Here is a 16,701-nt window from a genome sequence, read left to right on the forward strand (position 1 = left end):
TATATGTATAAAAAAAATAACCTTCTCTCATTTAAAAAGAGAGAAGGTTATTTTCAGATACATCGTAAAAGTTGATTATAGTTTTATTCCTTTTGGAAGTTTTCCATCTGGACTAATTAATGCTGCAGAGAATTCATCTGTAAACATGTTACGAATTAACCCATCTACATTTTCTTTTGTTACAGTGTTTACACTTTCGATAATCTCATCAAGTGAACGATGCTTACGAAGTAGCAATTCATTTTTACCATTACGGCTCATACGACTATTCGTACTTTCTAAACTTAACATTAAGTTTCCTTTTAATTGCTCTTTACTATTAATAAGCTCTTTTTCTGTAATACCTGTATTTTTCAATGTTTCTAATGTTTCTTGCATTGTTTCATACAGTGTATCTAATTGTTGACTACCTGTTCCACCATACAGTGTTAACATACCTGTATCTTCATAAGAAGAATGGTAAGAAAATACTGAGTAAGCTAACCCACGTTGCTCACGTACTTCTTGGAATAAACGGCTACTCATACTACCGCCTAAAACGTTATTTAATACAATTAAGTTATAAATATCTTCGTGTCCCATTTGTAAGCCTTTATATCCTAAACATAAATGAGCTTGTTCTGTTTCCTTTTTACGTGCTACTTTGTTAAAATGGAAAATTGGACTATGTACTTGTTCACGGTTTGTTGTTCCTTCATAACTACCGAAATATTGCTCTACCGTTTGTAAGAAGGCTTCATCAATATTTCCTGCAACTGAAACAACTACATTTTCAGGTGTATAATGATCCTTAATATATTGGCGTAGCGTATCACCTGTAAACGTATCAAGTGTTTCTTCTGTTCCTAAAATAGGATATCCAAGCGGATGCGTTTCATATGTTGCTTTCGTTAACATATCATGCACAATATCGTCTGGAGCATCTTCGTACATTTTAATTTCTTCACATACGACATTCTTCTCTTTTTTCAATTCTTCTTCATCAAATGTTGAATTAAAGAACATGTCAGCTAATACATCTAAAGCATATTTAGCATGTTCATCTAGCACTTTTGCATAGTAACAAGTGTACTCTTTTGAAGTAAAAGCATTCACTTGCCCACCAATACTATCAAATGATTCTGCAATTTCGCGTGCACTACGTGTTTCTGTCCCTTTAAAGAACATATGCTCTAAAAAGTGAGAAATCCCGTTATTTTTTTCATTTTCATTTCTTGATCCCGCATGGATCCAAATACCAATCGCAACCGATCTTACAGTTGGTATATTCTCCATAACTATTCTTACACCATTTTTACAAGTATATTTTTTAATCAAAAACTTTCCTCCTACTGCCAGTTTCTCTAAATAAGTGCTATTATTTAATGATAACAAGTTTAAGGATGAATGTCATGCAAATGTATTTAATCCACACGTTTTTCATCCAGTAATTCTGTTATATTCCCTACTTTATATCCTTGTTCCTTCAATTTTTTAATCATTGTATCTAATGCTTCTGCCGTTGACGAAGTAGGATGCATTAATACGATAGCACCTGGGTGTATTTTTCTCATTACTCTCTGCAATAGTACATCTGGCTCAGGTCGCTTCCAATCGATTGTATCGACAGTCCACATAATCGTTCCCATTTGGAAATCATCAGCGATTTTCACGACTTCATCCCGAAAACTTCCACTCGGCGGGGCAAACCATCTCACCTTTTGATTCGTAGCAGCTTCAATCATTCGATTTGTTTTTTGTAACTGCTCTCGTATTTCATCAGACGATAGCGTTTTCATATTAGGGTGCGTATAAGAATGATTTCCGACTTCTTGATTTGCATCGACAATCATTTTTGCAAATCGTAAATTTTCTTTCACCCAACGTCCTTCTAAAAAGAAAGTCGCCTTCACATCATGCTTTTTCAATATTTCTAATATACGAGGCAAATACTCGTTTCCCCATGCCACATTTATTGTTAATCCCACCATCTTTTTATTCGGATGCCCCCTATAAATTGGAGCAGGTGATAAATCTTCTAAGTGGACACTCGGTGATACTTCCTTAAATTCAAGGTGTTTTTGATCAAATTCCTTTAGCTTCTTCATATTGTTATAGGATGCTTCCATATCAACTTGTCTTCCATTATATCCTGGTGTTGCTTTCCATATCTTATCAATCATCGCATTTTGAGGTGCAATCTCATATTGTTTTGCATGCTTTTGAATTTCTTCATATAAGTTATCCTGTGCAAAAACAGAATAAGAGCCTAAACTGACATATAAAGAAAATATACATATGTATGCCAATATACGAACTTTCATATAAACCCTCCCAAATTAACTATATAAAAAAACATTTTTCTTCTTATCTTTGTTAATTTGAGCGTTATAATGAAAACTATACCTATACTGACATAAAAATATATATAAATCATATTTTTACATAACAAAAAAAGCCAGTTAAACTGGCTTTCGCTTATTGCTGCTCTTGTTTGTTTTCTTCTTTAGCAGCTTCTTTTTCTTGCTCTTCTTTTAGCAATACTTTTCTAGATAGATTAACACGACCTTGCTTGTCAATCTCGATAACTTTAACCGTAATTACGTCACCGATTTTTACAACGTCTTCTACTTTACCTACACGCTCAAGTGCAAGTTCAGAAATGTGAACTAATCCATCTTTACCGCTGAATAATTCAACGAAAGCACCGAATTTCTCAACACGTTTCACTTTTCCTTCGTAGATTTCACCTACTTGTACTTCGCGAACGATATCTTCGATAATTTTCTTAGCTTTGTCGTTCATTTCTTGGCTTATTGAAGAAATGAATACTGTGCCATCTTGCTCGATGTCAATTTTAACGCCAGTTTCTTCAATAATTTTATTGATTTGTTTACCGCTCGGTCCGATAACGTCACGGATTTTATCTGGATTAATTGTCATTGTAATAATCTTTGGAGCGTACGCTGATAATTCAGTGCGTGGCTCTGGAATAACAGATAACATATGATTTAGAATGTGCACACGACCAACTTTCGCTTGTTGTAATGCCTCTTCTAAAATTTCACGAGATAGACCATCGATTTTAATGTCCATTTGTAGTGCAGTTACACCTTGTGCTGTACCTGCTACTTTAAAGTCCATATCACCTAAATGATCTTCCATACCTTGAATATCAGATAAAATTGTGTAATGCTCACCAGTTTTAACTAAACCCATTGCAATACCTGCAACTGGAGCTTTAAGTGGAACACCAGCATCCATCATTGCTAAAGTACTACCACAAATACTTGCTTGTGAAGTAGAACCATTTGATTCTAAAACTTCAGATACAAGACGTACTGTGTATGGGAAATCTTTTTCAGATGGAATTACAGGCTCAAGTGCGCGTTCTCCTAGTGCACCGTGACCGATTTCACGACGACCTGGTCCACGCATTGGTCTAGTTTCACCAACACTAAATGATGGGAAATTGTAATGGTGCATAAAGCGTTTTGATTCTTCTACACCAAGACCATCTAAAATTTGCACATCGCCTAATGCACCTAATGTACAAATACTTAATGCTTGTGTTTGTCCACGAGTGAACAAACCAGAACCGTGTGTACGAGATAAAATGCCAACCTCTGATGCTAATGGACGGATTTCGTCACCTTTACGGCCATCTGGGCGGATTTTTTCAACTGTAATAAGACGACGTACTTCTTCTTTTACAATTTTATATAAAATCTCATTTACTTGTCCTAATGTATCAGCGTCAGCTTCCTGCGCTTCGTAATGCTCAATAACACGCTTTTTCACTTCGTTAATTGCATCTTCACGTGCATGTTTCTCATGTACTTGAATTGCTGAATGCATATCTTCTTCAGCCATTTCACGTACAGCTTGGTTAAGATCAGCGTCAACTTCATAAAGTTTCACTTCTGATTTCTCTTTACCTACAGCTTGTACAATCTCTTCTTGGAATGCAATTAGACGTTTAATTTCGTCATGACCAAACATAATTGCTTCTAACATTGTTTCCTCAGGCACTTGATCTGCTCCTGCTTCAACCATGTTAATTGCATCTTTCGTACCAGCTACAACAAGGTGAATATCACTTTGTTCTTGCTGTTCTACTGTTGGGTTGATAACGAATTCGCCGTTAATACGACCAACTGTTGCACCCGCGATTGGACCTTCAAATGGAATATCTGAAATCGATAACGCTAATGAAGAACCAAGCATAGCTGCCATTTCAGAAGAACAATCTTGATCAACACTCATTACGATGCTGACAACTTGTACTTCGTTACGGAATCCATCTGCGAAAAGTGGACGGATTGGACGGTCGATTAAACGACTTGCCAAAATTGCTTTTTCACTTGGACGACCTTCACGTTTAATGAAACCGCCAGGAATTTTTCCGACTGCATATAAACGCTCTTCATAGTTTACTGTAAGTGGGAAGAAATCTACATTTTTTGCTTCTTTTGATGCAGTTGCTGTAGATAGAACCGCTGTATCGCCATATCTTACTAATACTGCTCCGTTCGCTTGTTTTGCAAGCTGACCAGTTTCAACTGTTAGCTGGCGACCAGCTAAATCTATCGAGAAGACTTGCTTTTCTTGACTCATTTAAGTACCCCTCTCAATTTAAAGTATTCAATTCTTCTATGTAAATGGATAGTATATCACAATATTCTACCTCTAGTATTGCCTAAAATTAAGTAAGCTATAAAGCGTAGAAGATATATTTTTACCTAACAAAAAAGCGGGAATATTCCCGCTTCTTTGACTATCGACGTAAGCCAAGCTTTGTGATTAATTCACGGTAACGTGTGATATCGCTATTACGAAGGTAAGTTAGTAAGTTACGACGTTTACCAACCATCTTTAATAGACCACGACGTGAATGATGATCTTTCTTGTGAGTACGTAAGTGCTCGTTTAGAGTGTTAATTTGCTCCGTTAGGACAGCAATTTGAACCTCTGGAGAACCAGTATCAGTCTCATGAGTTCTAAATTGTGCAATGATTTCATTTTTACGCTCTTGTGTTAAAGCCATCCTATTTCACCTCCTATTAATTAAACCCCCAATTACCTAGCAAGCGTCGGTGAGTCGCAATGCCAAGCAATGGTTGTCATAAAGTACATAACATAGAATACTACTTTTCATTTGAAAAAGCAAGTATATTCTTTTCGCTCACAAAATATTCTTGGGCTGTTTTCTTATCTTTTGCGATTTGTTCAACTAACTCATCAATACCGTTGAATTTCTTTTCTGCTCTTATACGCATATGCCACTCTACTGTAACATTTTGATCGTATATATCTTTGTTAAATTCAAATAAATGCACTTCAATTGATAATTGACGCTCATCTTCTTTAAAAGTCGGTTTATATCCAATATTACATACACCATCGTACCATTCACCGTGAACTTTTAATCTCACTGCATAAACACCTACAGGTGGCAATAAATACTCATCACTTAAACCTACATTAGCTGTTGGAAAACCAATTTGACGTCCACGTTTGTCGCCGTGTATAACTGTTCCCGCTACAGTATAGGCTCTACCTAAAATAGATGGAATTTGCTCCATTTCGCCATTTCGAATTAACTTTCGTAATGCTGTAGAACTTACTTTCTCTTCTTGAAATTCAACTTTTTCAATCACAGTCTGTGTAAACTCCCCTCTTGCATGAAATGGTAAAGTCTCCATCTTTCCTTTTCCTAAACGTCCATATGAATAATCAAACCCTGCTACTACATGCTTTACATTTAAACCAATAATATAATCATCTACAAATTGTTGCGGTAATAACCCTGCAAATGATTCATCAAATTTAATTACATATAATATATCGATTCCTAAGCTTTCGACTATTTTTTCTTTATCGCGCATCGGTGTAATATACTCCACATGCGCATCCTTTTTTCCTAAAACAACAGATGGATGAGGATGAAATGTCATAACTGCACTTTTATATCCTCGGTCGTCCGCTATTTTTTTCGCAGTTCGAATTACACATTGATGTCCTAAATGAATGCCATCAAAAAATCCTAATGCCATTACAGTAGGTGGTAATTCTAATTTATTTTGTTCATGTGGATGAGTTAAATGAATAAGTTTCACGCTTGAATTCACCTTTTTCTGTAATAATCCTTCCAATAATTCATTATAGCTTTAGTTCTTGATTATTCACAAGTACTTTCATCGGCTTTAACATACCAGGATGTTTCGGATGATGTTCATAAATTGCTAAGCAACGATCATTTTTATCAAACACTGTAATAAATGGTGCTGTTATTTCTAATTCATTTTTTAAGAACATACCATTCTTTATTTTCTCTGCTTGCTTTTCATCTACAACCATTTTTGGAAACTTACTTAATGCTTCATCAATTGAAATGAAGATAGACTCTACTGTTCCATTTTGCACGTTTTCTTCAATTTCTTCAAATGATATGCAATCTTCTAATAAAAATTCACCAGATGCCGTTCTTATAAGGTGCGACATATGTGATGGGAAACCAAGTTTTTCCCCGATCATTACAGCTAACGTTCTTACATATGTTCCTTTACTACACGTTACACGGAAACGGAATGAAACATTTTCTCCTTCAAAAACTTCACGATCATCAAGTAATATGAATTCATGAATTATAATTGTACGAACTGGACGTTCCACCTCTTGCCCTGCTCTTGCATATTCGTATAATTTTTTCCCGTTTACTTTTACAGCCGAGAACATTGGTGGCATTTGTTCAATCGTGCCTGTTAATTCCGCAAGGACTTTCTCTACTTCCTTACGAGTAATAGTACGATCTACATTTTTCGTTTCAACAACCTCACCAGAAGCATCTTCAGTTGTCGTTGAAAACCCTAATGTTACTTCACCTTCATATGTTTTCGTTTCACTTGTTAAAAATTGTGCAATTTTCGTTGCTCTTCCAACGCAAATTGGTAATACTCCTGTTACATCAGGGTCTAATGTTCCCGTATGACCAATTCTCTTTTCTCGCAATATCTTTCTTAATTTAAATACACAATCATGTGATGTCATGCCTTTTGGCTTATGTAATAATACTACACCTTCCATATATGTTCACCTCATCATAATTCTCTCGTAGTAAATATCCAAAACTTATTTTGCATTGAAAAAATGGATAGACAAATGTCTATCCATTATTCTTCACGTTTACCGTCTTTATTAATTTCATGTAAAAGTGTATCAATTCGATGACCATATCCGATAGACTCATCAAACTCAAAGGTAATTTCTGGTGTTTTACGAAGACGAATACGTTGGCCAATTTCTGAACGAATAAAGCCTTTTGCCTTCGCTAAACCTTTTAAAGTATTTTCTTTCTGTTCTTCATCACCTAAAACAGAAATATATACTTTAGCAATTTGTAAATCACCACTCACTTGTACATCAGTTACTGTAACAAATCCAATACGTGGGTCTTTAATTTTACGACTGATAATGTCGCCTAATTCTTTTTTCATTTGCTCGCCCACACGGTTCGCACGTAATTTCATAACTCTTCACCTCATTCAATACCATTCCAAATGTGTTATTGTACGTTCAATTTCAGGAAATGAATCGATGTACTCAAGTACACGATTCATTTCTTTCTCACAGATAACACGATTTGAGGATACGGAAACAATTGCAATTTCTGTACGTTGCCATACATCTTGGTGCCCAACTTCAGAAACAGCTACATTATAGCGCTGTTTTACACGAGTTAACACACGTTGTAAAATTGCACGTTTCTCTTTTAAAGAATGCACATCGTAAATAATACACTCGAATGAGAGTGAAGCGATAATCATCGCTTCACTTCTTCCATAATGTACGCTTCAATGATGTCCCCTTCTTTAAGATCATTATATCTCTCAATTGTAATACCACACTCATAGTTTTGTGCAACTTCTTTTACGTCGTCTTTGAAACGTTTTAACGTATCAAGTTGTCCTTCGAAAATTACTACGCCGTCACGGATAATACGTACGCCACTATCACGCGTAATTTTACCGTCTGTTACGTAACAACCTGCGATTGTTCCAACTTTTGTTACTTTAAACGTTTGACGAACTTCTGCTTGACCGATTACTTTTTCTTCGAATTCTGGATCAAGCATACCTTGCATAGCTGCTTCAATCTCTTCGATTACTTTATAAATAATACGGTGTAAACGAATATCAACGTTCTCTAATTCAGCTGTACGCTTCGCGTTCACATCTGGACGTACGTTAAATCCAATTACAATTGCATTAGATGCAGAAGCTAAAATGATATCAGATTCTGTAATCGCACCTACACCAGTGTGAATGATTTTAACTTTTACGCCTTCAACATCAATTTTACGAAGTGATGCTGCCATCGCTTCAACAGAACCTTGTACGTCTGCTTTTACGATTAAGTTAATTTCTTTTACATCGCCCTCTTGGATTTGTTGGAATAAATCTTCAAGGCTTAATTTAGATTTCTCACCACGTTGTGCAACTAACGCTTCTTGTGCACGTGATTCACCAATTTGACGAGCTTTCTTCTCATCAGCAAATGCCATGAAACGATCTCCAGCCTGTGGTACTTCGTTTAAACCAGTAATTTCAACAGGAGTTGATGGACCAGCAACTTTTACACGACGACCAATATCACTTACCATTGCACGAACACGTCCGAATGAAGTTCCAACAACGATTGGATCTCCAACTCGAAGCGTACCATTTTGAACAAGTAATGTCGCGATAGTTCCTTTACCTTTATCAAGCTGTGCTTCGATTACTGTACCAGTTGCATAGCGGTTTGGATTTGCTTTATATTCTTCTACTTCACTTACAAGAAGAATCATTTCTAGTAAGTTGTCAATGCCTTCGCCTTGAATTGCAGAAATTGGTACGAAAATAGTATCTCCGCCCCAAGCTTCTGGAACTAATTCATATTCAGTTAGTTCTTGCATTACGCGATCAGGGTTTGCAGCTGGTTTATCCATTTTATTCACAGCAACAATAATTGGTACTCCTGCTGCCTTCGCATGGTTAATTGCTTCAACCGTTTGTGGCATAACACCGTCATCCGCTGCAACAACAAGGATTGTAATATCCGTTACTTGTGCCCCACGAGCACGCATCGTTGTAAATGCTGCGTGACCAGGTGTATCTAAGAATGTAATCTTCTTATCGTTTACTTCAACTTGATATGCACCGATATGCTGAGTAATTCCACCCGCTTCGCCTGCAGTTACTTTTGAGTTACGAATAGAATCCAGTAATGTTGTTTTACCATGGTCAACGTGTCCCATGATTGTAACTACAGCTGGACGTTCTTTTAAGTTCTCTTCATCATCTTGCTCATCAATGAATGTTTCAAACTCAGTCTCGCTTACAATTACTTCTTCTTCTACTTCAATACCGTAGTCGTTAGCAATTAACTCAATTGTATCTTTATCCAAGTCTTGGTTAATTGTTGCCATAATTCCAAGCATGAAGAGCTTCTTAATAATTTCAGATGGCTCTTTGCTTAATTTTTTAGCAAGATCTCCTACTGTAAGGCTTCCAGAGAAAGTAATTTTATCTGGTGTTTCTACAATTTGAGTTTGTTGTCTACCAGCAAAGTTCTCTTGACGTTTGTCTTCGTTTCCTTTGCCTTTTTTCTTTTTCTTATTGCTGTTCTTTTTACTGCGAACAACTTTTTCTTCTACTTCAAACTCATCTGCAACAGAAGGTTTTTCAGTTTGATATTCATTATCTAATTTATTTACTACTTCATCGTCTAACATTGTCATATGATTCGAAACCTCGATATTCATTTCTTTTAGTTTTGTCATAAGATCTTTACTTGAGATATTATGTTTTTTTGCATATTCATGCACTCGAATTTTACTCATACCTTCACCCCCGGTAATTTGTATCGAGCATGCTACGCAGCTTTTTCGCAAAGCCTACATCTAACACAGCTACAACGACTCGCTCATCTCTCCCAATCGCATGCCCTAATTGTTGTCGATTTTCGACCTTTCTCATTGGTACGTTGTAGTACGTAGTTTTATCTGTGATGCGTTTTGTAGTATTTACTGACGCATCTTCAGATAGCAATACAAGTTTTGCTTTGCCACTTCGTACTTCTTTTAAAACGAGTTCTTCACCCGAAATAATTTTCCGAGCCCGGTTTGCTAGTCCTAAAAACGATTTCCAATCGGACACTTATTTCGACTCCTTCTCAACAAGCTCAAGAAGCTCTTCATATAAAGAACCGTCGATTTTCGCTTTTAGATGATGTTCCAAAACATTTTTCTTTTGAGCTTGAAGAATGCTCTCCTTGTCCTTCGACAAGTAAGCACCTCGTCCTGATTTTTTCCCAGTTAAATCAATGGACACTTCTCCCTCTTTGGAACGAACAATGCGAACGAGCTCTCGTTTTGATTTCATTTCTTGCGTTGCAACACATTTTCGTAACGGAACTTTTCGATTGCTCATACTCATCACCTCTATTCGATTTCGTCTTCCACTGAATCGAATCCAAATGCGATTACGCTATCTTCTTCTGTTACAATACCAAGTTGTTTCGCATCAGACTCACTCTTAATATCAATTTTCCAGCCTGTTAATTTAGCTGCAAGACGTGCATTTTGTCCACGCTTACCGATAGCTAATGATAACTGGTGGTCTGGAACAACTACTGTTGTCGCTTTTTCTTCTTCATCTACAAGTACTTTAACAACTTGTGATGGGCTTAATGCATTTGCAACATATTCAACTGGATCATTTGACCAGCGGACGATGTCAATTTTTTCACCTTTTAATTCGTCTACAATGCGTTGTACACGTTGCCCTTTTGGTCCTACACAAGAACCAACTGGATCAACATCAGTGTTCTCTGCATATACAGAGATCTTAGAGCGATCGCCAGCTTCACGTGCTACAGAACGAATTTCTACAGTTCCATCATAGATTTCAGGAACTTCCATTTCGAATAAACGTTTTAAAAGACCAGGATGTGTACGTGATACGTAAATTTGTGGTCCTTTTGTCGTTTTTTCTACTTTCGTAATGAATACGCGAATACGATCATGTGGTTTGTATTGCTCATTAGGCATTTGCTCACTTACAGGTAATAAAGCTTCTACTTTTCCTAAGCTTACATAGATGAAACGAGCATCTTGACGTTGTACAATACCTACCATAATATCTTCTTCACGGTCACTAAACTCAGAGTAAATAACACCGCGCTCTGCTTCACGCACTCGTTGTGTGACAACTTGTTTTGCAGTTTGTGCTGCAATACGACCAAAGTCTTTTGGTGTTACTTCAATTTCTAGTACGTCACCATCTTGGTAGTTTGGATTAATTTGTCTTGCTTCCTCTACAGAAATTTCAAGACGTGGATCAAACACATTGTCTACTACGTCTTTACGTGCTAAAACTTGAATTGTTCCCACTTCTGGGTTAAAGCTCACACGAACGTTTTGTGCTTGATTAAAATTGCGCTTATAAGCAGAGATTAAAGCTGCTTCAATCGCATCAATAATAATGTCTTTGCTAATGCCTTTTTCAGATTCTAATACGAGCAAAGCATCTAATAACTCAGTGCTCATGAAGATCCCCCTTCTAACTAAAACGTAACAGCAAGTCGCGCATTTGCGACTTTATCCATCGAAATTTGGATTTCTTTTTTACGTGTTTTAATTGTTAATAATAATGTTATTGTTGTACCATCGTAAGAAAGCAGTTTTCCTTCAAACATCTTTTCACCATCAATCGGCTCATATGTTTTAATTGCCACTTGTTTTCCTACCGCTTGCTGGAAGTCTTTTTCTTTCTTTAATGGGCGTTCCGCTCCAGGAGATGATACATCCAAAAAGTAAAGATGAGGAATTGGATCCTCTTTATCTAAAGCTTCGCTTAAACGTTCACTTACCGCACCGCATTCTTCAATGTCGACTCCCTTTTCAGAATCGATGAATACGCGTAAGAACCAGTCTTGTCCTTCTTTCACATACTCTACATCTACAAGTTCAAGATTTAACTCTTCAACGATCGGCTGCGCAAATGCTTCTACAACTTCTGTGACTTTCTTATCCATAAACAGCCTCCTTCCTGCCGTCATGTACCATTTAAAAGAAGAAGACCCCGCCACTTTAAAAACGGTCTATCTTATTCTTTCTCGTTAGCTAACAAAAGCCCCTGCTGTTCAGCAGGGATTATCTGTCTTAGTATTACCAAATTTAAGAAGTAAAACTTGTAACAAAATATGTATATACGACAGAAATCTTTTACCTATCTACGTAGAGAAAACATAGATAGTAACACGAAAGAGTGGGTTTCCCCACTCTTTTCTTTACACAATATACATGACATGGTTATCTCGGTTAATAGTATATCATAGGAAATGTTGATTTGCAAAGACTTTTCCTACCTACTAGAACAGTGATAACTGGTTTTGATCCGGTAAATCTCCTAAACAACCTTGACTATCTAAATACTCAATAATTGTTTTCGAAACCTTACTACGCTGCTGCAAGTCCTCTTTTGATAAGAAGTCTCCATTTTTACGTGCTTCCACAATACTTAAAGCTGCGTTTGTACCAAGACCAGGTACCGCATTAAATGGAGGAATTAATGTGTCTCCATCAATAATAAATTCTGTTGCATGTGAGCGGTATAAATCCACCTTTTGGAATGAGTATCCACGCTCACACATTTCAAGTGCCATTTCTAGTACTGTTAATAAACTTTTCTCTTTCGGCGCTGCATCCAATCCTTTTTGAGCAATTTCATCAATTCTTGCACGTATAGATGCTGAACCTTTCGCCATTGCCTCTACATCAAAATCATCTGCACGAACTGTAAAATATGCGGCATAGAATAACAGTGCAAAATGTACTTTAAAGTATGCGATACGTACAGCCATAAGTACGTAAGCAGCCGCATGGGCTTTAGGGAACATGTATTTAATCTTCTTACATGAATCAATATACCAACCTGGTACATTATTATTTTTCATGTCTTCTTCCCATTCTTCCGGTACACCTTTACCTTTACGAACCGACTCCATGATTTTGAAGGCTAATGATGGATCTAGACCTTGATAGATTAAATATACCATGATGTCATCACGACAACCGATAACTTCGCTCAGCGTACATGTACCGTTATAAATTAACTCGTTTGCATTACCAAGCCATACGTCAGTACCATGTGATAGTCCAGAAATTTGGACTAACTCTGAGAATGTCGTCGGTTTTGTCTCTTCTAACATCTGTCTTACGAATTTTGTACCAAACTCTGGTATACCAAGTGTACCTGTTTTACAGTTAATTTGCTCTTCCGTTACCCCTAACGATTCTGGACCAGAGAAAATTTTCATTACTTCTGGATCATCCGTTGGGATTGTTTTCGGATCAATACCACTTAAATCTTGTAACATACGAATAACGGTCGGATCATCGTGTCCTAGTATATCAAGTTTTAATAAATTATCATGAATCGAGTGGAAATCAAAATGCGTTGTTCTCCATTCAGCACCAATTGAATCAGCTGGGTACTGTATTGGTGAGAAATCAAAGATATCCATGTAATCTGGCACAACGATAATACCGCCTGGATGCTGTCCTGTTGTACGTTTTACACCGGTACACCCTGCTACTAAGCGATCAATCTCTGCATTTCGAATCGTTAAGTTATGATCATTTGCATAACCTTTTACATATCCGTAAGCAGTTTTTTCCGCAACTGTACCAATCGTTCCTGCACGATATACATAGTCTTCACCGAACAGTACTTTCGTATAGTTATGGGCACGTGGTTGGTATTCCCCGGAGAAGTTCAAATCGATATCGGGCACCTTATCTCCTTTAAATCCAAGGAACGTTTCGAAAGGAATGTCATGTCCATCTTTTACATATGGAATATTACAAGCAGGACATTCTTTATCTGGTAAGTCAAAACCAGAACCTACAGAACCATCATTAAAGAATTCTGATTGCTTACACTTCGGACATACATAGTGTGGTGGTAATGGGTTTACTTCTGTAATTTCCATCATCGTTGCAACAAATGATGACCCTACCGATCCACGCGAACCTACTAGATATCCGTCTACTAACGATTTTTTCACAAGCTTATGTGAAATTAAATAAATTACGGCGAATCCATGCCCAATAATACTTTTTAATTCTTTTTCTAAACGTGCTTCTACAATTTCCGGTAGCTCTTCACCATAAATGCTACGCGCCATTTTATAACTCATATCACGCGTTTCATCATCAGCACCTTCAATTTTCGGTGTGTATAGATCGTCTTTTACTGGATGCACATCACCAATTAATGACGCAATCTTTTGTGTATTTGTTACAACAACTTCTTTCGCTTTGTCTTCACCTAAGAATGAAAAACATTCTAACATCTCATCAGTTGTACGGAAATGTACTGGCGGTAATGAATGTCGATTTAACGGATTGGCTCCGCCCTGCGAACTGACTAAAATTTTACGATACATCGCATCCTCAGGGTCTAAATAATGCACGTTTCCTGTAGCAACAACTGGTTTATCTAACGTCTCACCTAGTTTTACTAAGTTAGAAATAATTGTTTTTAATTGACCTTCGTCTCGAACAAGCTCACGTTCTACTAAATGACGCAACACCTCTGGAGGCATTACTTCAATGTAATCATAGAACTGGGCAATTTCTTCTACCTCTTCAGGTGCCTTTTGCATCATTGCCTCGAACACTTCACCTTTATCACAAGCCGTTCCTACTAAAATCCCTTCACGATATTTTTTTAATAGTGATCTCGGCACACGTGGTACACGGTAAAAGTAATTAAGGTGAGAATATGAAACAAGTTTATATAAATTTTTCAATCCAACATCTGATGTGGCAAGTAACGTCATATGACTTGGACGGCCACGCTTATACGCATCCCCTTGTCCCATGCTATCATTTAATTGATCGTGATATTCAAATCCCTTTTCAATTACGTCTTTCAACATTTTCACAAGTAAATATCCCGTCGCTTCTGTATCATAAATCGCACGGTGATGTTGTGTTAATTCAATATCAAGTTTTTTACACATCGTATTTAATCGATGATTTTTCATTTCTGGGAATAAAAATCGTGCAAGTTCTAACGTATCAATAACTGGATTATTCGTTTTTTCTAGTCCAGCCTTTTTAAAACCTACGTTAATAAAGCCCATATCAAAGCTCGCGTTATGGGCAACAAGTGTATGGTCGCCCATCCATTCCTCAAACTTTTTAAACACTTCGTCCACTTCAGGTGCATCAGTTAACATATCATCCGTAATACCTGTCAATTCAATAATCGTCGCTGATAATGGTTGATGTGGATTTGCGAAAGATTCAAAGCGATCAATAATTTCGCCACCCTTTACTTTTACGGCAGCCAACTCAATGACTGTATCGTATACAGCTGATAAACCTGTCGTCTCAACGTCGAAAACAACATACGTTTCCTCTGCAAGTAAACGATGCGCTTCGTTATACGCTATCGGTACACCATCATTAACTAGATTTGCTTCTACACCATATATAACTTTAACACCAGCCTTCTTCCCTGCAGAATACGCCTCTGGGAAGGACTGAGCCACGGCATGATCTGTAACCGCAATAGCCTCATGTCCCCATTTACCAGCTTGAGCAACAAGCTTAGAAACTGGAGTGACAGCGTCCATTTGACTCATCGGAGTATGGAGATGCAGCTCTACTCGTTTTTCGCCTTCTGGTGCTTTATCTTTACGAGACGGTCCTGTTATTTCATTAATATCATTTGCAATCATTACTAAATCTCGAACGAATGTATCGTTTTGAACAGAACCACGCGCTTTCACCCACATTCCTTTTTTCAAGGATTGCAGCATTGGAATATCTTCTTTGTCACGCGAGAACATTTTGATCATAATAGAATCCGTATAATCCGTTATTTTTAAAGTTAATAACGTACGCCCACTACGAAGCTCTTTTGTTTCTACATGGAAGACATATCCTTGAACCGTTTTTCTTCTTTCTTCATCTTGAATTTCTCGCATCGGTGTAATCTCTTCATCTGGCTTAATAAGATACCCGAGTGTAATCGGTCCTTCATACACAACGCTGCTTTCTTCAGCTTGCTTCTTCGCCATTTCTTCCATAGCTTGTATAACACGCTCACGGTCTTCTTGCTGCGTTTGTTCACGAAACTTTTGCATTTCTTCTGTATTTTGCTGTATATGTGTGTCTAACTGAAAACGCGGGAATCCAAAAACTTCGTATTGATCCCCTACTGGTTTCGCAACGTTTTTCTTTAAAGCCGTAGACTCCAGCTCGTTATTTACATTTATTAACAACTTCACTCCATTCACCTGTGGAAGCTGCTTCTTTAAGTATGCGAACATAGGTGAAAATGTAATTCGTTCCGTACAAAGCGGCCAATACGCCCTCACTTCTTCTTCTGTAAATTGTTTATTCTCTGTTTCTAATGCAAATGTTGTTCTTGCAATATGAGAAAATGATTGCTTAAGCTTTGTTTCTAGCAATTCATATAATTCTGTAGGCAAAATACCTGGCACTTGTAAATCAAAATGCCAACTTTTATTCGCTTTATCAATAACGAGCCTTTCAATACCACCGCCTTGTAAATATTGATTTATAAGGTCGTCTGGTATTTGCAACTGCTGGAGCAAAATTTGAAATCGCTCTTGTTGTTCATTTGTTAAAGACATAAGCAC

General features: G+C 37.2%; 14 protein-coding genes. All 14 read right to left on the reverse strand.

Features of this window, described 5'->3' with window-relative positions; translation table 11 throughout:
• Positions 1 to 75: 75 nt before the first annotated feature.
• Positions 76 to 1,317, reverse strand: a complete 1,242-nt coding sequence (locus QO049_RS10810) for a M16 family metallopeptidase (RefSeq protein ID WP_000592989.1) — start codon at positions 1,315 to 1,317, stop codon at positions 76 to 78.
• Positions 1,318 to 1,403: 86 nt separating this feature from the next.
• Positions 1,404 to 2,303 (reverse strand): polysaccharide deacetylase family protein, encoded by a 900-nt coding sequence (locus QO049_RS10815; protein WP_000868232.1) that lies wholly within the window; start codon positions 2,301 to 2,303, stop codon positions 1,404 to 1,406.
• Between the two features lie 154 nt (positions 2,304 to 2,457).
• Positions 2,458 to 4,596, reverse strand: coding sequence for a polyribonucleotide nucleotidyltransferase (pnp, locus tag QO049_RS10820; protein ID WP_284489273.1), 2,139 nt, complete (start codon positions 4,594 to 4,596; stop codon positions 2,458 to 2,460).
• A gap of 160 nt (positions 4,597 to 4,756) precedes the next feature.
• Complete coding sequence (gene rpsO / locus QO049_RS10825) at positions 4,757 to 5,026, reverse strand: 30S ribosomal protein S15 (protein WP_001229392.1); 270 nt, start codon at positions 5,024 to 5,026, stop codon at positions 4,757 to 4,759.
• A 100-nt stretch (positions 5,027 to 5,126) separates the two neighbouring features.
• Positions 5,127 to 6,098: a bifunctional riboflavin kinase/FAD synthetase gene (gene ribF / locus QO049_RS10830; protein ID WP_000766704.1), complete on the reverse strand. Its 972-nt coding sequence runs from the start codon at positions 6,096 to 6,098 to the stop codon at positions 5,127 to 5,129.
• Between the two features lie 43 nt (positions 6,099 to 6,141).
• Positions 6,142 to 7,065, reverse strand: a complete 924-nt coding sequence (truB, locus tag QO049_RS10835) for a tRNA pseudouridine(55) synthase TruB (protein ID WP_098283100.1) — start codon at positions 7,063 to 7,065, stop codon at positions 6,142 to 6,144.
• An 86-nt stretch (positions 7,066 to 7,151) separates the two neighbouring features.
• Entirely contained in the window at positions 7,152 to 7,508 is a 357-nt protein-coding gene (gene rbfA / locus QO049_RS10840) for a 30S ribosome-binding factor RbfA (protein WP_000776437.1), read from the reverse strand.
• 15 nt (positions 7,509 to 7,523) lie between these two features.
• A complete protein-coding gene (locus tag QO049_RS10845) occupies positions 7,524 to 7,805 on the reverse strand; it encodes a DUF503 domain-containing protein (protein ID WP_246961010.1) in 282 nt (93 codons plus the stop codon).
• Positions 7,802 to 9,862 (reverse strand): translation initiation factor IF-2, encoded by a 2,061-nt coding sequence (gene infB / locus QO049_RS10850; RefSeq protein WP_000036343.1) that lies wholly within the window; start codon positions 9,860 to 9,862, stop codon positions 7,802 to 7,804. The genes QO049_RS10845 and infB overlap by 4 nt, the downstream gene beginning before the upstream one ends.
• A gap of 4 nt (positions 9,863 to 9,866) precedes the next feature.
• Entirely contained in the window at positions 9,867 to 10,178 is a 312-nt protein-coding gene (locus QO049_RS10855) for a YlxQ family RNA-binding protein (RefSeq protein ID WP_001286524.1), read from the reverse strand.
• Positions 10,179 to 10,451: an RNase P modulator RnpM gene (gene rnpM, locus QO049_RS10860; RefSeq protein WP_000071127.1), complete on the reverse strand. Its 273-nt coding sequence runs from the start codon at positions 10,449 to 10,451 to the stop codon at positions 10,179 to 10,181.
• A gap of 11 nt (positions 10,452 to 10,462) precedes the next feature.
• Entirely contained in the window at positions 10,463 to 11,569 is a 1,107-nt protein-coding gene (gene nusA / locus QO049_RS10865; RefSeq protein WP_000102604.1) for a transcription termination factor NusA, read from the reverse strand.
• 17 nt (positions 11,570 to 11,586) lie between these two features.
• Entirely contained in the window at positions 11,587 to 12,057 is a 471-nt protein-coding gene (gene rimP / locus QO049_RS10870) for a ribosome maturation factor RimP (RefSeq protein ID WP_000359096.1), read from the reverse strand.
• 336 nt (positions 12,058 to 12,393) lie between these two features.
• Entirely contained in the window at positions 12,394 to 16,695 is a 4,302-nt protein-coding gene (locus tag QO049_RS10875) for a PolC-type DNA polymerase III (RefSeq protein ID WP_098283099.1), read from the reverse strand.
• Positions 16,696 to 16,701 lie beyond the last annotated feature (6 nt).

Source organism: Bacillus sp. RB3 (assembly GCF_030164735.1).
Lineage (GTDB): Bacteria > Bacillota > Bacilli > Bacillales > Bacillaceae_G > Bacillus_A > Bacillus_A cereus.